This is a genomic window from Pseudomonas azotoformans (genome assembly GCF_001579805.1).
GTDB classification, from domain to species: Bacteria; Pseudomonadota; Gammaproteobacteria; order Pseudomonadales; family Pseudomonadaceae; genus Aquipseudomonas; species Aquipseudomonas azotoformans_A.
The window spans coordinates 3648802-3670526 of sequence record NZ_CP014546.1 but is presented as its reverse complement, the minus strand read 5'-3'; the positions used below and the strand labels follow the sequence as shown (position 1 = coordinate 3670526).

Genomic DNA, 21725 nt, shown 5'->3' with positions numbered 1-21725 from the left:
TCAAGTTGCAGACATTGTCATCCCCGCGCAAAGACAGACGGCTAGGTGCACTCGTCGTTGTGCGCGATCCAATCAAGAATCGTCGCGACCGACTGTTCCACTGAAAGCGTCTGGGTATCCAGGTGCACCTCCGGAAACACCGGGACATCGTAGTGGGAGTCGATACCGGTAAAGTGCTTGATCAACCCGGCGCGGGCTTTTTTATACAGGCCCTTGGGGTCACGTTGTTCGGCGATTTCCAACAGCGCGTCCACATGCACTTCGACAAAAAACTCATTGCCGATGATCGAGCGCGCGTAGTGCCGGCTGGCCGACGAGGGAGAAATCAACGCCACGATCACGATCAGCCCCGCCTCCAGCATCAACCGCGCCACTTCGGCGACCCGGCGGATATTCTCGTCACGGTCGCTGTCGGTAAAACCCAGGTCTCGGCACAGCCCGCCACGCACCGAGTCGCCGTCGATAATGGCGGTGATCCGCCCTTGTTCCTGCAGCGCACTATCCAACGCATCGGCAATGGTCGACTTGCCGGACGCGGAGAGGCCGGTCATCCAGATGACCACGGGGTTATGTTTCATGCCAGAGCGGTGACTGAACGCAAACGCGTGCAGGTTCCGGTGCGGCGTGTCTGGAAAATAACTCATGACTGTTCACCCTCCTTGACCGAAACAGGCTGTTTGCCCAACAGGAACACCATCACGCATTGCACGAACAACAACAGCGCCACCACCCAGTAGACGGTCGAGAACGACCCGGTCAGGTCCTTGGAAAATCCGCCCAGGAAATTGCCGCACACGCCTCCCAGGCCGATCAACACGTTGGCAATGCCAAAGGCCTGGGTCAGCCGACTGACCGGGACGATCTGCCCGATGTAACTGGGCACCAGTCCGAAGATGGGATAAAACGCCAACGCAAACAGAAACGCCGCCAGGTAGAACAAGGGCAGGCTGTTGAAACTGAATACCAGGGTGGCAGCCAGCCCCGCACTCAGGAAACACATCGCCAGCGACGCGCGCACCCCGACCTTGTCGGCAATCCACCCCACCAGGAAGCCCGACGCCATGCCTACCGCGCCGATGGTGGTCCAGATAAACCCGGCGTCCTGTACCGACACACCCAATTCATCGCGCAGGAACGGCGCCAGGTACGTCTGGAACGGCAGCAACGCCATGCCATTGAGAAAGGCGATGGCCCAGGTCAGGTACAACGAGCGGCTGAGCCAGGGCTGGTGGCTGTCAAACGCGGTGGCGCGTTCCCCGGAAAACCCGGTGTCTTGGCTCGCAGCGAAGTTACGCAACAGAAACCAGGCCACCACGCACAGGGCCACCGATATCAGCCCCGCAGTGAGCCAGATCGAGCGCCAGCCACCATTGAGTGTCAGGAACGACACCAGCAAACCGTTGATGAATACGCCGTAGCTGGTACCGCTGGAAATCAGCCCCATGACCCGCGAGCGATTGCCTGGGCTGAAGCCCTTGGTGACGATCTCTGCCAACGGGATGTACACCGAAGCGGAACAGCCGCCGAGCAGGATCAACAGCGCCCCCGACAACCAGATGCTGTTGCTGACACTCAACCCCAGCAGCGCCAGGGACGTCATCACCGTCGACACCAGGCTGATCTTCCACCCTTCGAAAAACCGGCTGATATAACTGGTCACCGATGAAAACAGCAGGAAGCCAATCTGCGCGCCGCCAGTGATCAAGCCCACCGTGGTGTAGTCAAAACCGATGTCGCGGCGCATGTCGACCACCAGGTTGGCGAACAGGTAGACGCCAAAGCCATAGGTGCTGGCCACGAACCCCGTGAGAACCACCGCCAGCACGACGCTGTCCAGTGGCCGGGCATTGCTCTGTACGAGTGTACTCATCAAACCCTCCTTATTCGGCGCGCGCGGTGTGGATGACGAAGTCGCAATCCATCATGTCGTAGTCACGTTCGAAGTCGCCGTAACTCTCATGGTCGGTAAACCCGGACTTGAGCACTTCCCCCTTCAACTCGCCCGGCAACAGGGGATACACCTGCAGCCGGTATTGTTCCGCGTCATCAAAGGAATAGATGAACTCACACAGGTGCTCATCGACCTCTCCCAAGCTGACCGAAGCATTCGTACCGCAGTAATAGTAATTGCCGCTGGCCTTGTAGTTGCCGGCACGAATGGCGAAAAAATTGCGTTGGTCCACGATCAGCAAGCCGCCCGGCTTGAGCAAAGCCCTGAACTTCGCCAGTACCCGCAACCGATCGTGGGCAGCGAAGACATGGCACAACGAACTGCCCAGGCACACCACCGCATCGAACTGGCCAAGCTCTTGGGGATCAAGTGAGTGCCAGTCGCGATAGTGGGACTGAATGTCCAAGCCATGCTTGCGAAAGTTCGCCCGCGCCTTGGTCAGCATGGTGCTGCTGCCGTCCGTGGCCACCACCTCAAAGCCCGCCTGCTTGAGCTGGACGGCATGGAAGCCGCTGCCCGTCGACACGTCGATCACCGACCGCACGCCGTGGCTGCGCAGCAGGTTTTCGAAGAACCCGTCCTCCCCCGCTTTGCGTTTTTCCCAATCGATCAATTCATCCCAGCGCTCGACGAAATCCTCCGAGTACTGCTTGGCATAACTGGCGACGTCGTTGTGCTTGCGCCCCGATATCTGATTCATCACACACCTACCAGGTTGAATTCTTGAAGGACAGGTACTTGCTCGCCAGCTCGCGGGCAAACTCGGCGGACTGCTCGATGGACATGGTGTTCTTGGAATACCCCAGCATCGATTGCATGACAGCCATGCACTGCGGGTTGTAAGTCACCGAACCATCACAATGGATTTCGTCGATGCCATCCTGGCTCTGGCAGATGCTGTTGATGCGCACCGCCTCGTCCTGTGGGCAGGCGTCGGAGAACTGCACCTGGATCTGCCCATCGTGCAGCCACACCGGATACCCACCCGGAAGCCCGAGAGGCCCCGGCGCATGGACCAGAACCGGCACGGGCGAGAACAGCCCTTCGATGACCGTGACGGCAGAGCATGCGGTGAGGAACTGCCCGTCCACTCCGCCCAGGCGACGGAACTCGGATTTCACCGTCGAGAAAATCGCCTCGGCTGGCAGACGCACCACCTCTGGCCGGTCACGCACTTCATACAACAGACGGTAGCTGGCCCGCGCAGGTAACCCACCGCGCGGCACGTAGTGGCTGAAGTAATGCTGGGCATACAGCTGCACTTGCACATCCGCAGGCGCACATTCGAGCAACCGTGCGATGGAGAAACGCACCGCTGGAATCAGGTTGGCCACATTACCCACGCCAATATCCGGCGCCAGGCCGATGCGCGCCAAGATCGGGTTGACCGCATCCGGGAACGCCGCATTCACGGTTTTAGTGGTGATGCCGGAGGCTTTCACCGCCCGCATCAGGCAATGCATCAACGTCAGGTGCATGGGCAGCCAGGGGCCGAACTGGGCCTGGTCGAGCTTCTCGAACGACAGCTTGGGCAGTCCGGTGATCACCCGCCAGGACTGCAGCGACGCGCAGTTCACCAGCATATCCGGGGCTTCTTCACGTAGCAGCTGCGTGACCCTGCCGATATCCGTCAGGTCGGCAACCACGGGCTTGATGTCGATAAACTGGCCCAACTGCGCACACGACAACGTCACCAGGTTGCACAAGCGGATCGTGGCTTCTTCATTGCGCCCCAACACCACAAAGTCGAACGCGTTTTTCGGCCCCAGAATCTTCAGGATCTGCAGGCATAGGTTGCCGGCGCCTACCAGCAGCAGCTTTTTCTTGCGCACCGGAAGGTTCATCGTGGGTAGGCTCCGTTGTCGACCGGAATCACCCTGCCCGTGATGTGACGCATGGCATCTCCGGCCAGCAGAAGGATGACCTCAGCCACCCCACTGGGCAGGATCGGGTCCTTGAGGACTTCCTGGCGGGCGTACTCGGCGCGTCGGTATTCGGGGATGGTGCCGTAGATCGCGGTGTCATGGATCAGCGCCGGGGACACCACGTTCACCCGCACGAACGGCGCGAAGTTCCAGGCGTTGGCCTTGGTCAGGCCGATCACCGCGGCCTTGGTGGCGCCGTAGAGTGCGTCGCAGCTGCCCACTTCTCCAGCCACCGAAGCGATGTTGACGATGCTGCGCGGGGCTTCGTGCTTCATTTCCCGTTCGGCAAAGTCTTTGGAGAGGTAGACCAGCGCCTTGAGGTTGACGGTGAGGATCTCGTCGATCTGCTCATCGGAGTAGGCGTAGACACTTTTGCCGTGATAAATCCCGGCGTTATTGACCAGGCCGTAAATACTTGCATGCCGCTCATACAGTTTTGGAATAAAACCCTTGATAACTGCCATTTCCGAAAAGTCAGCGATATGCGCTTCAAACACGTCAGCGCCATAGACACCTTGCAGCACTTTCAAACCCTCGGCATCCTTGTCCGCACCGATAACGAAATAACCCTGTTGAATCGCCAGTTCCACAGTAGCCCGGCCAATTCCGTTGGCCGCTCCGGTCACAATCAACTTTTTCATACAACAATCCCTATTGGCAAAATTCATTCATGCGCGCGTAATACGTACGGTGATATTCGTACATCGCCTTTAAATTCGGATATTGATCAAATAGCGTGATATCAACGTTCGGATTACTTGGAGAAACAATCCGCTCACTGTTTTCCGCGTCGGCATGCCAACTACGCCACGTTTTCCATTGTTGAGGACACTCACGCTTCCATGTCATGGCGTGTGGCAGAAACTCTATATTCAAATGATCACAGAGTTTACGGATCACTCGTTCTGGCTCTGCGGCCAGATCATCCGCATTGATCACATAGGGCACTTTGCCGGTCAGTTTGGTGACCACACAAAATATGTCATACAGTGCTTTATGCCCAATGGCCTGCAAGGGCATGTCGGGATGCACCCGATGATGGGAAATAATACTGCTGGCAGGTTCACGAATCAGAAAGATATTGTCCTGCTGCGCGAGAAAGCCAACATCAACTTTCAAATCGTCCAAACAGTGATAACACATGTCTTTATGGAAGACGTTTGCACGCTCACGGGCACTCAGTAGATGCTCTTTTATACCTGGGTAAGTCGTGGGCAAACTGTGATCCCACTCATCCGAAGGAATCGCCGAGTCCTCGGAAAAGGCCATGTGCGCAAAAGGCTCATGGAAGACCTCGAAATCGCCCCGCTCGATAAACACGCGTTCGAGCACCGTGGAGCGCGAACGTGGGTGGGCCCACAACCCGATCATCCGGTTCATGCGATCACCCCAAATTCAGCGGCGAGCAATGCGTTGAATGCGCGCTTGAACGGTGTCGTCACGGGGCAGAGCCGAACGCAGTAATCCGCCAGACGCCGGTGCGCGCTGTTGGCTTCATTGCAGGCGTTGATAAAGGCTTCGTGGTTGCCGAAGTCGTACGGTTCGATGCTATCGACAAAGTAGGCTTCGTAGAAATACGGGATACGGATCAGCTTCGCGAAGGTCGAGGCCGGGGGTTTCTGGGGTTCCTGCGCGGGTACGACCGGTTTGCCGTGGCTTTCGCGCTCAATCAGGAATTCCACTACGTCCGGCGTCAGTGTGTAGCAGGTCGCGGTTTGCCCGGTCTTTTCCAAGTGCCAGCAATGCTTGTTGCCACGTTCGTCCACATCGATCTTTATGCTGGAAAGCAGGGTCTTGACCGGCACCTTCGAGGCTGCCACCAGCGCCTGGATCTGTTCGTAGATCATCAACTCGGCCCAACGCAGATCATCGGCGCTCAAGACAAGGCCACGCTCGGCAGCCTGCAGGGTGAACTCGGGCTGGCAGGCGAAACGCCCAATCATGAAAGTGATCACGTACTTGCAGCGGCTGGTGTCGATACCGTTGCTGCGCGCCGTCTCCCTGCCACGCTCGATGGCCTGGATACCGGCCTGGAACTGGGCAACCGTGAAGCAAAAAGTGATATTGATCGAGGCGCCCTGAGCCACCAGTTGCTCGACGGTGGCCATCCCTTCCAGGCTGCCCGGCACCTTGACCATCACGTTCGGCGCCAGGCGCTGCAGTTCCAACCCCCGGGTGGTCATACGCTCGGTGCAACGCACGTCCACCGGGTCAACCTGGGCGGAAATCCAACCTTCGGCCTGTGCCGATTGAACCCACCGCGACTTGAGCGTGGCAGCCCCTTCGACGATGACTTCGTTGTACAGCTGCTTGCGCAACTCATTAGGCGACAGCTTGGCCAGGTTGAAACGTGAAGACCAATACTCGCGCTTTTCGAGGATGACGGCCGTCACCAACCGAGGGTTGGTGGTCGCACTGCACAAGCCCCAGGGCTGGGAGAACTCATCCGGCATCAACGCTTGTATATAGGTCGCGGCCGCCGGGTACTTTTCCAGCAGGTGTTGTTTATACGGCAGGTATACGGCAGGCGATGAATCCCACCACACTTGCGAAGATTGATCGTTGCGTTTGAGCCGTTCCAGGTAACCAAGTGTGTTCACGACGCCTCCTCCCTGAGTCAATTAAAAATGGTCAATACTTCGCGTATGTCGGCAATCGGCAATGCCCCTGCCGCGGCCAACTGCGAGTGCCGATGCGCAGGACCAAAGCCCAACACTTTTATATTGGCCGCTACCGCAGCCTGGATACCCGTCACACTGTCTTCCACCACCAGCGCATCACTCACATCAATGCTGTAAGTCCGGCAGGCCGTCAGGAACACCAAGGGATCAGGTTTCCAACTACCCAATTCATAACAACTGAATATTCGCCCTTCGAAATAAGAAAACAGTCCCGCCAGGCGCAAGCAATGCTCGATCTTGTTACGCGGCGCACTCGAGGCAACGCAGTAAGGCACGTCCAAACTTTCCAGGACTTCCAGCATTCCATCCGTGGCTTTTAAACTGAGTGTCAGTGCATGCAGCGCCCGCTCACGAAAACGCTGTTCAAACGCGTCGTCCACACTGACATTTAATAATTCCTCAGCTTCGCGCAAACACTCAGCAATCTTGCGCCCACGAAAGTGTTCGATAAAACGTGTGACATCAAGCAGCGTGTCGCCCTGAGCCAGGGCATTAAGCATGGAGATCAATACAGACAGGGTTATTTCTTCACTTTGGACCAGAACACCGTCGCAATCGAAGATAACTAACTTAGGCACGCCAACTAAGGCCGCTGCTTTTACCTGAACTGGTAGTTCCCCTATATCGGCCGAAAGGCACATAGAAATCTCTTATAGGTGGCCCCGCGATGACTTCCGAACTACCAACGGAGCGGGTTGATGTGTGCCTATAAGACACGCGGCGAAAAAGCCTGTCAAACGCTTTTGAGCGGTTTTTTAGTATCTTATGGTTATTTTTTATAGTTCTGTTATTCCATTTTTCACCATGGTTGTAGTCGCTAATTTCACACGGGTGAACTTCCCTTGCGCGCGATCAGTCAGCTACTTGAACTCGCGAATTTAAGGTCGGTGAGCAATGCGTATCTCGTTGGAGCAACAAGTGGCGCTGGTGACCGGTGCCAGTTCCGGAATCGGTGCCGGCGCGGCCAAGGCTCTGGCGCAAGCCGGAGCGGCGGTGGTGCTGAATTACAACAGCCAGGCCGCGCCGGCCGAGGCACTGGCAGAACAGATCAACGCCGAGGGTGGTCGGGCGATTGCCATCGGCGCCAACGTGGCTAAAGAAGAAGAGGTAGAACGGCTTTTTGCCCAGGCCCTCGATGCCTTCGGCCACTTGGACATCCTGGTGGCCAATTCCGGCATGCAGAAGGACGCCAACCTGGTGGACATGAGCCTGGATGACTGGAATGCGGTGATCGGCGTCAACCTCACCGGCCAATTCCTGTGTGCCCGTGCGGCGGTGCGCATCTTCAACCACCAGGGCGTGCGCGAAGGCGTGTCGCGGGCGGCGGGCAAAATCATCCACATGAGTTCGGTGCACCAACTGATCCCCTGGGCCGGGCACGTGAACTACGCAGCGTCCAAGGGTGGCGTGGAGATGTTGATGCGCACCCTCGCCCAGGAAGTCAGTGAGCAACGCATCCGCATCAACGGCATTGCGCCGGGGGCGATTCGCACCGCGATCAACCGAGCCGCCACCGAAGGCGCGGCAGCACAAGAGCTGCTCAAGTTGATTCCCTACGGGCGGATCGGCGACGTGGAAGACGTCGCCAACGCGGTGGTGTGGCTGGCCAGCGATGCATCCGATTATGTGGTCGGCAGCACACTCTTTATTGACGGCGGCATGAGCCTGTATCCGGAGTTCCGTGGCAATGGTTGATTTGAACGAACCACAAAGCGCCATCGATGCCCACGGCATCATTGGCGATATGCGCAGTGCCGCATTGGTGAACGACAAAGGCAGTATCGACTTCTTCTGCTGGCCGGAATTCGACAGCCCCTCGATCTTCTGCTCGCTGCTGGACAGCCCCGACGCCGGCATTTTCCAACTTACCCCGGACCTGCCCAACGCGCGCCGCGAACAGATCTACCTGCCCGACACCAACGTGCTGCAAACCCGCTGGCTCAGCGACGAGGCCGTGGTAGAGATCACCGACCTGTTGGCCATCAGCGAAGAGATCGACGACTTGCCGCTGTTGATCCGCCGGGTGCGGGTGGTCAGCGGCAAGGCCGATATCCATCTGCGCTGCGCGGTGCGCCATGACTATGCGCGCACGCCCACCCAGACCACCCGTGACAACGGCACAGTGTGCTTCAGCGCCGACGGTCAGCCCGGCCTGCGTTTGTCCAGTAGCCATCCACTGCAGATCAAAGACGGTGCCGCCGTGACCAGCTTTACCCTGGAGCAGGAAGAAGGTGCCGAATTCGTCCTCGGCGGCCAGGAGGATGAACGGGTGGACAGCAGCTGCACGGACCTGGCGTTGGCCCACACCTTGAAGTTCTGGCGCGGCTGGATCGCGCAATCGAACTACCGTGGGCGCTGGCGCGAAATGGTCAACCGCTCGGCCCTGGCGCTTAAGCTTCTGACGTCGCGCAAACACGGCGCGATCATCGCCGCCGCCACCTTCGGCCTGCCGGAAACCCCCGGCGGTGAACGCAACTGGGACTACCGCTACACCTGGATCCGCGACGCATCCTTCACCGTCTATGCCTTCATGCGCCTGGGGTTTGTCGAGGAAGCCAACGCCTATATGCGCTGGCTCAAAGGCCGCGTAAGTGACTGCTGTGGCCAGCCGACCAAGATCAATATTCTTTATGGCATCGACGGGCGTCAGGAACTGCCGGAAGCCGAGTTGGAACACTTCAGCGGCCATGGCGGCGCCAAGCCGGTACGCATCGGCAACGAAGCCTTCGACCAGATCCAGCTGGACATCTATGGCGAGCTGATGGACGCGGTGTACCTGGTCAACAAATACGGCGAGGCCATCTCCCATGAAGGCTGGAAACACACCGTGGAGGTGGCTGATCAAGTCTGTGAAATCTGGAACACCAAAGACGTGGGCATCTGGGAAATGCGCGGCGAGCAGCATCACTTCCTGCACTCACGACTGATGTGTTGGGTAGCGCTGGATCGCGCCATCCGTTTGGCTTCCAAACGTTCGCTGCCGGCGCCGTTCGCACGCTGGGACCAGACCCGCCAAGCGATCTACGCCGACATCTGGAGCAACTTCTGGAACGAAGAGCGCGGGCATTTCGTGCAGCATACCGGCACCACCGCGCTCGACGGTTCGATGCTATTGATGCCGTTGGTGAGGTTTGTCGCGGCCACCGACCCGCGCTGGCTCTCGACCCTGGAAGCCATCCAGAAAAGCCTGGTGCGCGACGGCATGGTCTACCGCTACCGCAACGACGACAGCCAGATCGACGGCCTGCAAGGCATCGAAGGCGCATTTGCGGCCTGCTCGTTCTGGTATGTCGAATGCCTGGCCCGCGCCGGACAAGTGGAAAAGGCCCACCTGGAATTCGAGCAACTGCTGCGCTATGCCAACCCCCTGGGTTTGTACGCCGAAGAATTCGACAATCAGGCCCGTCACCTGGGTAACACGCCCCAGGCCTTGAGTCACCTGGCGTTGATCAGCGCGGCGACGTTCCTGGACCGCAAGCTCAGCGGGGAGAAAACCACCTGGCAACCCTGAAGTGGCCTGTGCACAATGGGCAGCCCCTCGACCACGGACAGGAACGCCATGCGCCAGGTACTGCTGATCATCGATGTGCAACCCTCCTTCAACCCGCCCGCGTGGCTGGTGGACGGCATCAATGCCCTGCTGGGGCGCATGCCGTCAGTCGCCACCGTGGAGCGCCACGACGAGAGCGTCACGCCCTTCGCCCGGCAACTCGGCTGGCAACCGGCGCCGAACGACCAGAGCCTGGTGGCCGCCGACCGCATCTTTATCAAACACGGCTATGCGCCAACACCCGAGACCGTCGCCTACCTCAAAAGCCTCGCGCCGCAACGCGTGCTGGTGTGTGGTATCCAGACCGACACCTGCGTGCTGGCGGCCGGGTTTGCGCTGTTTGACGCAGGATTGCAGCCGACCTTGATCAGCGATCTGACGGTGGGTTCGTCGCTGGATCGGTCGGGGCAGTTGGGGGTGGATCTGTGGCGGCATCATTTTGGGCAAGTGATTGATCGGGACCAGGTCGCTGCCACCTTATGACCCCCTTCCCTACCCTGCGCACGCCACGCCTGCAGTTGCGGGAATTAGTGGCTCAAGATGCCCAGGCGCTGTTCGCCATCTACCGCGATACCGACAGCATGCGCTGGTTCGGCGCTGACCCGATGACCGAAATCAGCCAGGCACAAGCCCTGATCGAGACCTTTACTCAATGGCGTACCCAGCCTAACCCGGGCACTCGCTGGGGGCTGGAGTTCGAGGGCAGACTGATCGGCAGTTGTGGCTTATTCAAGTGGAACCGTGGATGGAACAGTTGCGCGCTGGCCTGCGAGCTTGCACCCGACTTCCGAGGGCAAGGCCTGATGAGCGAAGCCCTGCGTGGAACACTGGAATGGGGTTTCATGCAGATGCACTTGCACCGTGTCGAAGCGCTGGTTCATCCACACAACCACGCGTCCCGCGCGTTGCTGGAGCGTCTGGGCTTCAAAGTCGAAGGAAAACTGCGAGAAGCCGGATTCTGGAACGGCGAGCGGCATGACCTTGAGGTGCTGGGGCTGCTGGCGCGGGAATGGTCGGACATGAAAAAGCAAGGTATATAGCGGTATCTGAAGCGCACATTCCATTCGGTATTCAAGGAAAGAATATGACCTCACGCATCCGCCATGCTGTTGAACCTCACATTCACTCCCGACAAAGCCAAGTACATCAATCAGACGATAGAAACTGAAGAATTAAGGAGCAAGGACGCATGGTCGATCTTCATCAGGAATTCGAAAAAAGCGTGTTCTTCCATCAGGCACGTATTGATCGACGCTCTGTCGATGCACTGATTGGTATTACCGCCGGTTTGACCGCCGATGGAAAAATCAATCAGTTGGAGGCCGAGTTTCTCAAGAGCTGGATAGAAACCCACCTGGTACATCTGGAAGATCCCGTGGTGAATATTCTGTACCAACGCCTCGCTGACATGTTGAGCGATGGAGTGTTGGATGAAGATGAGTCAGTCGAATTGTTGGAAATACTGCATCAGTTTGCAGGGCTTCCCGTGGGGGCGCCTCAACGCACTGCAAACGCCAGCAGCCTACCGCTGAATGATCCGGTTCCCGAACTCGACTGGCTCGATAGGGTGTTTCTGTTTACAGGGGTCATGGCTTACGGGCCTCGGAAAGACTGCGAATCGCTCGTCACCGAACGCGGCGGCCTGATCGGTAATTCGGTCAGCAAAAAGGTGCACTTTCTGGTGGTGGGCAGCATCGGTAATGAGCAATGGCTGCACAGCTCCTACGGGACCAAAATCAAAAAAGCCGTGGAATTGCGAAACAGCGGTGTGCCCATCGCAATCATCAGCGAAACCCATTGGCAGCAGGTGTTGTTCGGTTGAAACCTATTGTCTCCGTGCTCATACATGTCCCGGACTGGCGCGTAGCCACACAGTGGTACTGCGTGGCCTTTCCACTGGCGACACGCATCTACCACCAGCCGGATGATTTTGGCCATCTGGATGTAGAGGGCGTGGCTATCGAAATCGTCAACGCCGATAGCAAGGTCGCCTGCGGAGCCGCCGGGTCGGTTGTGTATTGGCGGGTAGAAGACTTGCCACAAACAGTGCAACGGCTGGAGAAACTGGGGGCAATCCTGTATCGCGGACCAATGGCGATTGAAGGAGGGGATCGGATTTGCCAGGTGCGCGATCCGTGGGGCAATTGCATCGGGTTGCGCCAGCTCGGTCTAGACAAGTAAGCCCACTGCCGCAAATCCCACCCCTACCCGTCACGGCTTTCGGCTAGAGTTCCAGTCTCTCTGGCCAGCCGATGAACGCTCACCATGACCATGACCATTACCGCTCCGCTGCTCTACGTGCGTACGCCCATGCTCGATATTGCTTACGAAGCCCACGGCCCTCTCGACGGTGAGCCGGTGATCCTGCTGCATGGTTTCCCCTATGACCCGCGCGGCTATGACGCGATGGCGCCGGTACTGGCCGAGCGTGGCTACCGGGTACTGGTGCCGTACCTGCGCGGTTACGGCCCGACGCGGTTTATTAACGAGCAGGTGATGCGTTCCGGGCAGCAGGCGGCGTTGGGCAAGGATCTGCTGGATTTCATGGATGCATTGGCGATCCCGCAGGCCACCCTCGCCGGCTACGACTGGGGTGGGCGAGCCGCGTGTATCGTTGCGGCATTGTGGCCCGAGCGGGTGCGCGGGTTGGTGACCGGGGATGGCTACAATATCCAGGACATTGCCAAATCCCTCAAACCACGGGGGCCTGTGACGGAGCATCGCTTGTGGTACCAGTTCTACTTCCATACCCAACGCGGCGTAGACGGGTTGACCGCCAACCGTGGCGAACTGTGCAAGTTGCTGTGGGCGCTTTGGTCGCCCTCCTGGGCCGAGGGGCCGAGCCTGTATGACCAGACGGCGCCGTCGTTCGATAACCCGGATTTTGTCGAGGTGGTGATTCACTCCTATCGCCACCGTTTCATGTATGCCCCCGGTGACCCGGCGCTGGAAGCCATCGAGCAGGCGCTGGCGTTGCAGCCGCCGATTTCGGTACCGAGCATTTCGCTGTGCGGTGCCGATGATGGCGTGGGCCCGCCGCCTGAAGTGGATGATGATGTCGAGCATTTCAGCGGGTTTTACCGACGCCAGGTACTTCCCGGCGTGGGCCACAACATTCCTCAGGAAGCACCGCAAGCCACGCTTGATGCGCTGCTGGAGCTGCTTGGCGAAAAGCGTTCACGGTAAGCCTGGGGTGTGATCGACAAGGCGCGCAGGAAGCTGCGACGCAGGGTCTCTTCGCTGCCAAAGCCACACTGCACGGCGATGCGTTTGATCGATACTGCGCTGTCAGCCAACTGCCGGCGCGCGGTTTCGACGCGGATCAATTCGACGGCGCGTGCCGGGGTCTGGCCGGTTTCGGCGCGGTAGTGGCGTACAAAGCTGCGTTCGCTCATGCCGGCTTGGGCGGCCAGAGTCGAGATGCTCAAATCCAGGGTGAGGTGTTCGGCGATCCAGGCGTGGAGTTCGGCGAAGCGGCTGTCGTCTTTTTGCAGGGACAGGGTCACGCTGAATTGGGACTGGCCGCCGGGACGCTTGAGGAACACCACCAGGTGCCGCGCCACTTCCAGGGCCACGGCGCGGCCCAGGTCTTCTTCCACCAGCGCCAGGCACAGGTCGATGCCAGCAGTGACACCGGCGGATGTCCAGACGGCGCCTTGCTGGATAAAGATCGGGTTGGACTCCACCGTCAACGCCGGGAATTTGCGCGCCAGTTCTTCACAACGCGTCCAGTGGGTGGCCACCCGACAGCCATCGAGCATGCCGCTGGCGGCCAGCAAAAACGCGCCGGTACACACCGAGGTCATGCGCCGGGTATGCCTGGCTTTCTCGCGCACCCACTCCACCAGCGCCGGGTCTTCGGCGGCGCCGTAAACGCCCCAGCCGCCGGCAATCACCAACGTATCGCACGGCGCATCGAGGGCGGGCAGCGGCTGGGCCAGCAGTGCCAAGCCAGCCGACGTCATCACCGGCTCCGCTTGCGCGGCGATCACCGACACGGCGTAGGGCAACGGCAGGCCGCGTTGACGCGCCAGGTCATTGGTGGAGGCGAACACCTGCAACGGCCCGGTGACATCGAGCACCTGGGCGTTATCGAAAGCGAGTACGTGGACGATTCTGGGCATGATTGGCGTGATTCGTGGGCTCAATGGCGTATTCGCCAAAGCCTAGGCCTCTAGAGTGAAGCCGTCCACCCCTTTGACGGAGCGCTATTCATGACCTTGCAGATTGGCTTTGTGTTGTTCCCCGGCATCCAGCAACTGGACCTCACCGGTCCTTATGACGTGTTGGGTTCGTTGCCGGATGTGCAGTTGCACCTGGTGTGGAAAGACCTGGAACCGGTCACTTCCAGCACCGGCCTGGTGTTCACACCGACCATGACCTACGCCGATTGCCCGCGCCTGGATGTGATTTGCGTGCCCGGAGGCTCAGGTGTTGGGGCGCTGATGGAAGATCCGCTGACGTTGGACTTCCTCAAGGTACAAGCCCAGACCGCGCGCTATGTGACGTCGGTGTGCACCGGCTCGCTGGTACTCGGCGCCGCCGGTTTGTTGCGCGGGCGCAAGGCGACGACGCACTGGGCCTATCACGACCTGCTCGCCCCGCTCGGTGCGATCCCGGTGCAAGAACGCGTGGTGCGCGACGGCAACCTGTTGACCGGTGGCGGCATTACGGCTGGCATCGACTTTGCCCTGACGTTGGCGGGCGAGTTGTACAGCGAAGCGGCGGCGCAGCTGGTGCAGTTGCAGATTGAATATGCGCCGGCACCGCCGTTCGATTCCGGGCGTCCGGACACGGCGCCCAAGCATGTGTTGGAGGAAGCCAACAAGCGCACGGCGGAATCGCGCAGGGTGCGTGGGGAGATCGTTGCGCGGGCTGCGGCTCGGTTGGGGTGATTCGGCATAGCACCTGTGGATACTGCAAAAGCGATGTTTGGGTCGGGGCGGGGGACATATCCGTTATTTGGGTAACGGCTGATATAGGTTCCGCCCTTACGGCGGGTCACTTTTGGAAAAGAGCCCGGAATGCCGGCCCAGCCAAAAGTAACCAAAAGGGCTCTTGCCCCAACACTCGGCACCTCGCTTAGGCTCGGTGTGCCCTCACTCCGGCTTGAATCCGTGGGCCGCCGCGATGGGCCATCCCTGGCCCAGCGCGGCTAACCCGGCGTCCTGCCGGGTTACCCACGGATTCAAGCCTGCGTTCGGCCAGCGTGTTTGACGGGGCGCCTCAGATCAAGATCAAGAGCGACTCGCTTCGCATCGTGGATACGCGGTCCTTGTAGGAGCCGGCTTGCCGGCGAAAAACGTGAGAGCGCCGCGTTCATCCAGACACCCCACGTCATCGTTAACGACCATCGCCGGCAAGCCGGCTCCTACAGGACCGCGTTTGTCTTTGCGTTTGCTCTACACCACTCAAGCCGGCTGTCAGGCCGCTGTGCTTTTGATTTTGATCTTAGGCGCCCCGTCAAACACGCTGGCCGGAATTCGGCAGGGATTTGGGGGGTAAACCGGCAGGGATGCCGGTTTAGCCGCCCCGCGCCATGGATGGCGCGTGGCGGCGGCCCCCCAAATCACTGTCGGATTACGGGCATACCGAGCCTAGGCGAGGTACCGAGTGTTGGGGCAAGAGCCCTTTGGTTACTTTGGGCTGAGCCGGCATTCCGGCTTTTCCAAAGTGACCCGCCGTAAGGGCGGAACCAATACCCGCCGTTACCCAAACAACGGATATGTACTCAGGATGGCCGAGACATCACCGCCAAACGCACCGCCAGCACCGTCAGCACCGTCGCCAACCCCCACTTCTGCAACCAGGCACCCTTTGAGCGCCTGGCAAAAAACCGGCTGAGCGCTCCACCAAACACCCCCAGCAGCACATGAAACACCGCTGCAATCAAGGTCAGCACGCCCCCCAGCACCATCAACTGCACCGCAATAGACCCCGCCTCCGGCCGTACAAACTGCGGCAAGAACACCAGAAAAAACAGCAAAGCCTTGGGATTGAGCAAACTGTTGAGCATGGCTTGCAGAAACACCCGCCCCAAGGGCACACGACTGACATGCACAGCGTCGCCTCCAGCATTTTTCTGCAACGTCTTGAACACCAACCACAGCAAGTAGACCACCCCGGCATACCGGATCAGGTCAAAGGATGGCGGCCAACTGGCAACCAACGCCGTCACCCCGGTAGCCGTCAAGGCCGTCAGCAACAGGTCAGCGACGCCGATGCCCAAGGCCGACGCCATCCCACCACGCCAGCCGTGGGTCACGCCATGGCTGATCACAAAGGCCATGTTCGGCCCCGGCGATAGCAACAACAACAGCACTGCACCGGAAAATACCGCCAGGGTCGCAAGGTCGATCATGCTCAAAGCCATCCACCGGAAAAAGCCTGCAGATTAATCGGTGTCCCTGGAGCGGACAAAAAATTGTGCTGGATACAATGCTCTGCGGTAACTGCGAATGGCCACGCGACTACAACACTGCCGACACTGCCTCGCGGGGCAACTTCTACCGTGACCCGCATCATTTCATAGTTACTGTTCCAGACAACTTCCCTGCAGACGAAAGCCCCGCAGACAGGGCACTTAGTGCGCCCTGCCAATCCCTGCCTGTCCCCCTTTCCCACCTCGTTTCGAAAAAGGTTTTTCCATTAAGCAGGAAAAATCTCACATTTGTTCCTACACTCAAAAACACAGCTGATGACCGAGTGTTCAGACAAGGAACGTCAATAAAATGCCGAAGAAAAGACTCATTAACCTGTCTAGCATGCCACCTCCGCACCATAGTCAATTCATTGACTGAATACAGTAAGGGAACACTCCTTTAGTCACTACCCCCGCAAAATCCCTTCAAATGGATAGCTGCATTTGGAATGGAAAGTTGCGTATTACCCAGAGTAGCCGGTTTGATCTGAGCTCTAAAGCAGCCTGCTGCTTTATTGAACACACCCTCAAACAGCGAAGTCTGGAGTGCAATGAGGGATGTTTTTATGCGAGAGAAGTCGTCCGTCGACAGTTTGTTTTTAACACGCGCCGGTTTTGTTGAGTTCTTTGTTGTTTTCGTCAAGTTGATCCATGGCCTGACGGCCATTTTGCCCCCACTGGTCCTGGTGCTCTTCCTGGACCCGATGGACCCTGAGCTGCGCGCCCATTTCCTGGGGCTGCTGGTGTTTTTCGCGGTCCTGACCATTATTCTGTTTCAGGCCCTGGGCATCTATTCCGAAGAATTGTTCAGCAACCGGCTGCGCTTGAAAACCAAGATCAAGGCCTGGACGGCGGCCTTTTGCATCCTGCTGTTCATGTACCAGATCCTGCAGTTCTTCCCACAGTTGACCCCGCGCAACCTAGTGACCTGGTACGTCGCCAGCCTGGCGCTGTTCTGCCTTGAACGCCTGGTGATGTTGCGCCTGTACCGTCGGCTGATGCGGTCCGGCAAATACCTGCAACGCACGGTGATCCTGGGCTTTACCGACACGGCCGTGCACGTCGCTGATCACTTGCAGCGCAACGGGGATATCCGTTCCGGCCTGATCGGTTTCATCGACGACCGCACCGAGCGCATTCCCAAGGAACTGAGCAACCTGCCATTGCTGGGCAACACCCGCGACCTGGAAAAACTGATTCGCGCAGAGCAGGTCAATCAAGTGATGATCTGCCTGCCCTGGGCCGCCGAGCAGCGCATCCACGGTTTGGTCAACCGCCTGCGGCAGTTGTCTGTCAACGTGATGCTGGTGCCGGACATGGCCGCCCTGCGCTACGGCCACAGCAAGATTACCGACGTGGGCGGCATCCTGATGTTCAACACTTCGCAACTGCCGCTGCGCGGCTGGTCGCCGGTGATCAAACGCTGTGAGGATTTGCTGCTCGCCAGCCTGGCCTTGGTCGCGCTGTCGCCGGTGATGCTGGCAACGGCGATTGCGATCAAGCTCGACTCCAAGGGCCCGGTGCTGTTTCGCCAGAATCGCTACGGCTACAACGACAATGAAATCCGCGTGTTCAAGTTCCGCTCGATGTACACCGACCAGAGCGACTTCACCGCCGAACGCCAGACCACCCGCGAAGATCCGCGCATCACCCGCGTGGGCCGCATCATCCGCAAGACCAGCATCGACGAGCTGCCGCAACTGTTCAATGTGCTGCTGGGCAACATGTCCATGGTCGGCCCTCGCCCGCATGCCACGGCGACCAAGGCGGCCGGCATTCCCTTTGAAGTGGCGGTCAGCGAGTACAGCTCACGGCACCGGGTCAAGCCGGGTATCACCGGCTGGGCGCAGATCAATGGTTACCGGGGCGAGACCGACACCCTGTTCAAGATCCAGAAACGTGTCGAGTACGACCTGGAGTACATCTCCAAGTGGTCGGTGTGGTTTGACTTGTACATCGTCTTCATGACGGTCCCGGCCGTCCTTTCCACCAAGGAAGTCTATTGATGAATACCCTCAACGGATTAATTCCCTGCATCATTTCCGGTGGTTCGGGCACGCGGCTGTGGCCGGTGTCCCGGCAGAACATGCCCAAGCCGTTCATGCGCATGCGCGACGGCCAGAGCCTGCTGCAAAAAACCTTCCAGCGCGCCGCCAAATTGCCCGGCGTGGAAAGCGTGTTGACGGTGACCAACCGCGACCTGCTGTTCCGCACCCTGGATGACTATCGCCTGGTCAATAAGGCCCACCTGCCCCTGGACCTGTTGCTGGAGCCGTTCGGCCGCAACACGGCGGCGGCAATTGCCGTGGCGGCGTTGCACGTGCAGGAACACTTCGGCGGCGACGCACAGTTGCTGGTGATGCCCGCCGACCATTTGATCCTCAATGAGGTGGCGTTCGCCGCAGCCGTGACCCAGGCCCGCGACCTGGCCGAGGCTGGCTACCTGGTGACCTTCGGCATCCAGCCGGATCATCCGGAAACCGGCTTTGGCTACATCGAGCAAGGCGAGCCGTTGAGCACGGGCAACCGGGTTAAACGCTTTGTCGAAAAACCCGACCTGGCCACTGCCCAGGCCTACCTCGACGGCGGCAAACACCTGTGGAACGCCGGCATGTTCTGCTTCAAGGCCAGCACGCTGGTGGACGAGCTCGCGGCCCATGCGCCCGACGTGCTGGAAGCTGCGCGCGCCGCCCTCGACCACAGCCAGAGTCTGCAGAACAAGACCTCGCGCCAGCGCGAACTGGACTCGGAGGCCTTTGGCAGCGCGCCGGATATTTCCATCGACGTGGCGCTGATGGAGAAGTCCAAGCAAGTCGCCGTGGTGCCCTGCGACATCGGCTGGAGCGACATCGGTTCCTGGGAAGCCCTGCGCCAGCTCACCCCCAGCGACGCCCATGGCAACCAGGTCAATGGCGAAGCGATTCTGCATGACGTGCACAACTGCTACATCGACTCGCCCAAGCGCGTACTGGGCGCGGTGGGCGTGCGCGACCTGATCATCGTCGACACCCCGGACGCCCTGCTGATCGCCGACGCCCATCGCAGCCAGGATGTGCGCTACATCGTCGCCGAGCTCAAGCGCCAGAACCATCCGGCGTACAGCCTGCACCGCACGGTCACCCGACCGTGGGGCACCTACACCGTGCTGGAAGAAAGCAGCCGCTTCAAGATCAAGCGCATCGTGGTTAAGCCCCAGGCGTCGCTGTCGTTGCAGATGCACCACCACCGCAGCGAGCACTGGGTGGTGGTCAGCGGTGCGGCGCAGATCACCAACGGCGAGCGCGAATTCCTGATCAACGCCAACGAGTCCACCTACATCCCCGCCGGGCACAAACACCGCCTGACCAACCCCGGCATCATCGACCTGGTGATGATCGAGGTGCAGAGCGGCGAATACCTGGGCGAGGACGACATCGTGCGCTTCGACGACATCTACGGGCGCGCCCCGGCTGAAGTGAAAAAATGATATGCGTACGTCTCTGATCATCCCGACCCGTAACGCCTCCAGCCACCTGGCACGCCTGCTGCCGGCGCTGCGCATGCAAACCCTGCAACCTGACGAAATGCTGGTGGTGGACAGCGCCTCCAGCGATGACACCGTGGCGCGCTTTCGCGAGTTCGGCGCACGGGTCGAGGTGATCGACGCGCGTGATTTCAACCATGGCGGCACCCGGCGCTGGGCTAGCCAACAGGTGGGCGGCGATGCACTGATCGTCATGACCCAGGACGCGATTCCCGCCACCCCCGAGACCTTCGCCAACCTGCTCGCCGAATTGCAGGAGGACCCGCTCAACGGCGTAGCCTACGGTCGCCAGTTGCCCCACCCCGATGCCGGTGTGCTGGGTGCGCAATCGCGGCACTTTAACTATCCGGAACAGAGCCGCAGCAAGAGCCTGGCCGATGCGCCGGAGTTGGGCATCAAGACCTGCTTCAGTTCCGACTCGTTTTCCGTGTACCGGCGCAGCGTGCTGGAAGCAGTGGGCGGTTTTCCAGCAGATGTGATCGGTAGCGAAGACGCCTTTGTCGCTGCGCGCATGCTGCTTGAAGGCTACAAGGTGCGCTACGCCGCCACGGCGCGGGTGCATCACTCCCACGATTACAAACTCATGGATGAGTTTCACCGCTACTTCGATATCGGCGTGTTCTACGGCCGCGAACCGTGGATCAAACAGGCCTTTGGCGACGCGGGGGGCGAAGGCAAGCGCTATGTGCTGGCCGAACTCGCGGCCTTGCGCAAAGCCGGGGCCTTGCACCGCGTCCCCGAAGTGCTGGTGCGCAGTGCATTCAAACTGCTCGGCTACCGGCTGGGCCATCTGGAGCGTCGCCTCCCCCTCGCCCTCAAGCGGCGCATCAGCATGTTTCCCGGTTATTGGAGGTGAGCATCATGACCTACAGGAAGTCCCCCTTGATGAAACGAACCCTGCTCGTCGTGGCCATGATGGCCCTGGCCGCCTGCAATACGCCGGCACGCATCGTCCCGCCCGACGGCAAGACCGTCGAGGAAGGCAAACGCGCCCTCGAGCAGCTTGCCCAGCTGCCGCCGGCGGTGGAACGCATCCGCATCGGCGACCAGTTGCGCATCGTGCGCGATGCCGGCGAAATGCCGACGCTGTCGGCGTTCAACGTCAGCACCATTTATGAGCTGACGCTGTACACGGTGCAGACCGACGGCAAGATCAACTACCCGTTCCTGGGGCCGGTGCAGGTCGCCGGTCGCCAGCCTTCGGAACTGGCCACGGAGTTGACCGGCAAACTCGCACCCATCTACCGCGAACCGCGCGTGACGGTGAACATCAACCAGGCGCCGGGCAGCTCGATCATCGTCGGCGGCGCGGTGAATAACCCGACGGCGGTGCAGCTCGGCACGGCCAACACCCTGGAGCAGGCCATCCTCGGTGCCGGCGGGGTCAGCGCGGCGGGCAACGCGAGCATGGTCGCCCTGCTGCGCGAAGACGCCCAGGGCGCGTATCGCGCGTACTTCCTGGACTTCAGCCAACTGCTCAAGACCGGCCCCAACGGCCGCAAACCCGTGCGCCTGCAACGCGGCGATGTGGTGTTCGTGCCCAAATCCAACGTGGGCGAGCGCATCCAAGGGGTGGATACCTACATGAACCAACTGATCCCGTTCACCAAGTCCATTGGGGTGGGCTACAACTACACCCGAACCAGCGGCGGCAATAACTAAAGGAGCGACATC

At 59.8% G+C, this 21725-nt stretch carries 22 protein-coding genes; 12 read left to right on the top strand and 10 right to left on the bottom strand.

The genetic code is table 11. The annotated features are described in order from the left end of the window. Positions 1 to 41 precede the first annotated feature (41 nt). From cysC to AYR47_RS17145, 8 genes are read right to left on the bottom strand one after another with little or no spacing between them, the layout of a single operon-like run. Positions 42 to 644 (bottom strand): adenylyl-sulfate kinase, encoded by a 603-nt coding sequence (cysC, locus tag AYR47_RS17180; RefSeq protein WP_061436051.1) that lies wholly within the window; start codon positions 642 to 644, stop codon positions 42 to 44. Beyond that, positions 641 to 1870, bottom strand: a complete 1230-nt coding sequence (locus AYR47_RS17175; protein ID WP_033899713.1) for an MFS transporter — start codon at positions 1868 to 1870, stop codon at positions 641 to 643. Before AYR47_RS17175 ends, cysC begins: the two co-directional genes overlap by 4 nt. 10 nt (positions 1871 to 1880) lie before the next feature. After that, positions 1881 to 2651, bottom strand: coding sequence for a class I SAM-dependent methyltransferase (locus AYR47_RS17170; protein ID WP_033899711.1), 771 nt, complete (start codon positions 2649 to 2651; stop codon positions 1881 to 1883). Positions 2652 to 2658: 7 nt separating this feature from the next. Next, positions 2659 to 3795, bottom strand: a complete 1137-nt coding sequence (locus AYR47_RS17165; protein ID WP_033899709.1) for a hypothetical protein — start codon at positions 3793 to 3795, stop codon at positions 2659 to 2661. Continuing rightward, positions 3792 to 4517: an SDR family oxidoreductase gene (locus tag AYR47_RS17160; protein WP_061436047.1), complete on the bottom strand. Its 726-nt coding sequence runs from the start codon at positions 4515 to 4517 to the stop codon at positions 3792 to 3794. Before AYR47_RS17160 ends, AYR47_RS17165 begins: the two co-directional genes overlap by 4 nt. A 10-nt stretch (positions 4518 to 4527) precedes the next feature. Continuing rightward, positions 4528 to 5256, bottom strand: a complete 729-nt coding sequence (locus tag AYR47_RS17155; protein WP_061436045.1) for a sulfotransferase family protein — start codon at positions 5254 to 5256, stop codon at positions 4528 to 4530. Next, complete coding sequence (locus AYR47_RS17150) at positions 5253 to 6476, bottom strand: transaldolase family protein (RefSeq protein ID WP_061436044.1); 1224 nt, start codon at positions 6474 to 6476, stop codon at positions 5253 to 5255. Before AYR47_RS17150 ends, AYR47_RS17155 begins: the two co-directional genes overlap by 4 nt. A gap of 17 nt (positions 6477 to 6493) precedes the next feature. Then, the gene (locus tag AYR47_RS17145) at positions 6494 to 7198 is read right to left on the bottom strand and encodes an HAD family hydrolase (RefSeq protein ID WP_033899703.1); all 705 of its coding nucleotides are present in this window, start codon (positions 7196 to 7198) and stop codon (positions 6494 to 6496) included. A gap of 253 nt (positions 7199 to 7451) precedes the next feature. On the opposite strand from AYR47_RS17145, the gene AYR47_RS17140 reads away from it, so the two are divergent. The 7 genes from AYR47_RS17140 to AYR47_RS17110 all read left to right on the top strand — a co-directional run bounded on the left by AYR47_RS17140 (position 7452) and on the right by AYR47_RS17110 (position 13293). Next, positions 7452 to 8252 carry a glucose 1-dehydrogenase gene (locus AYR47_RS17140; protein WP_061436042.1) on the top strand — a complete coding sequence of 267 codons (801 nt, stop codon included), beginning with the start codon at positions 7452 to 7454 and terminating at the stop codon, positions 8250 to 8252. Continuing rightward, complete coding sequence (locus AYR47_RS17135; RefSeq protein WP_061436040.1) at positions 8245 to 10068, top strand: glycoside hydrolase family 15 protein; 1824 nt, start codon at positions 8245 to 8247, stop codon at positions 10066 to 10068. The genes AYR47_RS17140 and AYR47_RS17135 overlap by 8 nt, the downstream gene beginning before the upstream one ends. 48 nt (positions 10069 to 10116) lie before the next feature. Then, positions 10117 to 10590 (top strand): isochorismatase family protein, encoded by a 474-nt coding sequence (locus AYR47_RS17130; protein WP_061436038.1) that lies wholly within the window; start codon positions 10117 to 10119, stop codon positions 10588 to 10590. Further along, on the top strand, positions 10587 to 11147 hold the full coding sequence (locus AYR47_RS17125; protein WP_061436036.1) for a GNAT family N-acetyltransferase: 561 nt from the start codon (positions 10587 to 10589) through the stop codon (positions 11145 to 11147). The genes AYR47_RS17130 and AYR47_RS17125 overlap by 4 nt, the downstream gene beginning before the upstream one ends. A 149-nt stretch (positions 11148 to 11296) precedes the next feature. Continuing rightward, entirely contained in the window at positions 11297 to 11929 is a 633-nt protein-coding gene (locus AYR47_RS17120) for a BRCT domain-containing protein (RefSeq protein WP_061436034.1), read from the top strand. A 62-nt stretch (positions 11930 to 11991) separates the two neighbouring features. Next, positions 11992 to 12288, top strand: coding sequence for a VOC family protein (locus AYR47_RS17115; RefSeq protein WP_237142475.1), 297 nt, complete (start codon positions 11992 to 11994; stop codon positions 12286 to 12288). A gap of 90 nt (positions 12289 to 12378) precedes the next feature. After that, entirely contained in the window at positions 12379 to 13293 is a 915-nt protein-coding gene (locus AYR47_RS17110) for an alpha/beta fold hydrolase (protein ID WP_061449435.1), read from the top strand. On the opposite strand, the gene AYR47_RS17105 is transcribed toward AYR47_RS17110, so the two are convergent. Continuing rightward, positions 13227 to 14231, bottom strand: coding sequence for a GlxA family transcriptional regulator (locus tag AYR47_RS17105; protein ID WP_061436030.1), 1005 nt, complete (start codon positions 14229 to 14231; stop codon positions 13227 to 13229). The genes AYR47_RS17110 and AYR47_RS17105 overlap by 67 nt on opposite strands. Positions 14232 to 14321: 90 nt before the next feature. Here AYR47_RS17105 and inhA point away from each other — a divergent pair, with 90 nt between their 5' ends. Beyond that, positions 14322 to 15002 (top strand): isonitrile hydratase, encoded by a 681-nt coding sequence (inhA, locus tag AYR47_RS17100; RefSeq protein WP_061436029.1) that lies wholly within the window; start codon positions 14322 to 14324, stop codon positions 15000 to 15002. A gap of 836 nt (positions 15003 to 15838) precedes the next feature. Here the strand turns inward: inhA and AYR47_RS17095 are convergent. Next, positions 15839 to 16468 carry a LysE family translocator gene (locus AYR47_RS17095; RefSeq protein WP_061436027.1) on the bottom strand — a complete coding sequence of 210 codons (630 nt, stop codon included), beginning with the start codon at positions 16466 to 16468 and terminating at the stop codon, positions 15839 to 15841. A gap of 626 nt (positions 16469 to 17094) precedes the next feature. Between AYR47_RS17095 and AYR47_RS17090 the strand changes: the two genes are divergently transcribed. From AYR47_RS17090 to AYR47_RS17075, 4 genes are read left to right on the top strand one after another with little or no spacing between them, the layout of a single operon-like run. Further along, the gene (locus AYR47_RS17090) at positions 17095 to 18534 is read left to right on the top strand and encodes an undecaprenyl-phosphate glucose phosphotransferase (RefSeq protein ID WP_033899683.1); all 1440 of its coding nucleotides are present in this window, start codon (positions 17095 to 17097) and stop codon (positions 18532 to 18534) included. Continuing rightward, entirely contained in the window at positions 18534 to 19994 is a 1461-nt protein-coding gene (locus tag AYR47_RS17085; protein ID WP_061436025.1) for a mannose-1-phosphate guanylyltransferase/mannose-6-phosphate isomerase, read from the top strand. The genes AYR47_RS17090 and AYR47_RS17085 overlap by 1 nt, the downstream gene beginning before the upstream one ends. 1 nt (position 19995) lies before the next feature. Next, entirely contained in the window at positions 19996 to 20907 is a 912-nt protein-coding gene (locus AYR47_RS17080; protein WP_061436024.1) for a glycosyltransferase family 2 protein, read from the top strand. 29 nt (positions 20908 to 20936) lie between these two features. After that, the gene (locus tag AYR47_RS17075) at positions 20937 to 21713 is read left to right on the top strand and encodes a polysaccharide biosynthesis/export family protein (RefSeq protein ID WP_033899680.1); all 777 of its coding nucleotides are present in this window, start codon (positions 20937 to 20939) and stop codon (positions 21711 to 21713) included. Positions 21714 to 21725: the final 12 nt, after the last annotated feature.

What these genes read in the sequence shown, in the direction of transcription:
- cysC (WP_061436051.1), bottom strand. Translation starts at nt 644, where the DNA reads ATGAGTTATTTTCCAGACACGCCGCACCGGAACCTGCACGCGTTTGCG.
- AYR47_RS17175 (WP_033899713.1), bottom strand. Translation starts at nt 1,870, where the DNA reads ATGAGTACACTCGTACAGAGCAATGCCCGGCCACTGGACAGCGTCGTG.
- AYR47_RS17170 (WP_033899711.1), bottom strand. Translation starts at nt 2,651, where the DNA reads ATGAATCAGATATCGGGGCGCAAGCACAACGACGTCGCCAGTTATGCC.
- AYR47_RS17165 (WP_033899709.1), bottom strand. Translation starts at nt 3,795, where the DNA reads ATGAACCTTCCGGTGCGCAAGAAAAAGCTGCTGCTGGTAGGCGCCGGC.
- AYR47_RS17160 (WP_061436047.1), bottom strand. Translation starts at nt 4,517, where the DNA reads ATGAAAAAGTTGATTGTGACCGGAGCGGCCAACGGAATTGGCCGGGCT.
- AYR47_RS17155 (WP_061436045.1), bottom strand. Translation starts at nt 5,256, where the DNA reads ATGAACCGGATGATCGGGTTGTGGGCCCACCCACGTTCGCGCTCCACG.
- AYR47_RS17145 (WP_033899703.1), bottom strand. Translation starts at nt 7,198, where the DNA reads ATGTGCCTTTCGGCCGATATAGGGGAACTACCAGTTCAGGTAAAAGCA.
- AYR47_RS17140 (WP_061436042.1), top strand. Translation starts at nt 7,452, where the DNA reads ATGCGTATCTCGTTGGAGCAACAAGTGGCGCTGGTGACCGGTGCCAGT.
- AYR47_RS17135 (WP_061436040.1), top strand. Translation starts at nt 8,245, where the DNA reads ATGGTTGATTTGAACGAACCACAAAGCGCCATCGATGCCCACGGCATC.
- AYR47_RS17130 (WP_061436038.1), top strand. Translation starts at nt 10,117, where the DNA reads ATGCGCCAGGTACTGCTGATCATCGATGTGCAACCCTCCTTCAACCCG.
- AYR47_RS17125 (WP_061436036.1), top strand. Translation starts at nt 10,587, where the DNA reads ATGACCCCCTTCCCTACCCTGCGCACGCCACGCCTGCAGTTGCGGGAA.
- AYR47_RS17120 (WP_061436034.1), top strand. Translation starts at nt 11,297, where the DNA reads ATGGTCGATCTTCATCAGGAATTCGAAAAAAGCGTGTTCTTCCATCAG.
- AYR47_RS17110 (WP_061449435.1), top strand. Translation starts at nt 12,379, where the DNA reads ATGACCATTACCGCTCCGCTGCTCTACGTGCGTACGCCCATGCTCGAT.
- AYR47_RS17105 (WP_061436030.1), bottom strand. Translation starts at nt 14,231, where the DNA reads ATGCCCAGAATCGTCCACGTACTCGCTTTCGATAACGCCCAGGTGCTC.
- inhA (WP_061436029.1), top strand. Translation starts at nt 14,322, where the DNA reads ATGACCTTGCAGATTGGCTTTGTGTTGTTCCCCGGCATCCAGCAACTG.
- AYR47_RS17095 (WP_061436027.1), bottom strand. Translation starts at nt 16,468, where the DNA reads ATGATCGACCTTGCGACCCTGGCGGTATTTTCCGGTGCAGTGCTGTTG.
- AYR47_RS17090 (WP_033899683.1), top strand. Translation starts at nt 17,095, where the DNA reads ATGCGAGAGAAGTCGTCCGTCGACAGTTTGTTTTTAACACGCGCCGGT.
- AYR47_RS17085 (WP_061436025.1), top strand. Translation starts at nt 18,534, where the DNA reads ATGAATACCCTCAACGGATTAATTCCCTGCATCATTTCCGGTGGTTCG.
- AYR47_RS17080 (WP_061436024.1), top strand. Translation starts at nt 19,996, where the DNA reads ATGCGTACGTCTCTGATCATCCCGACCCGTAACGCCTCCAGCCACCTG.
- AYR47_RS17075 (WP_033899680.1), top strand. Translation starts at nt 20,937, where the DNA reads ATGAAACGAACCCTGCTCGTCGTGGCCATGATGGCCCTGGCCGCCTGC.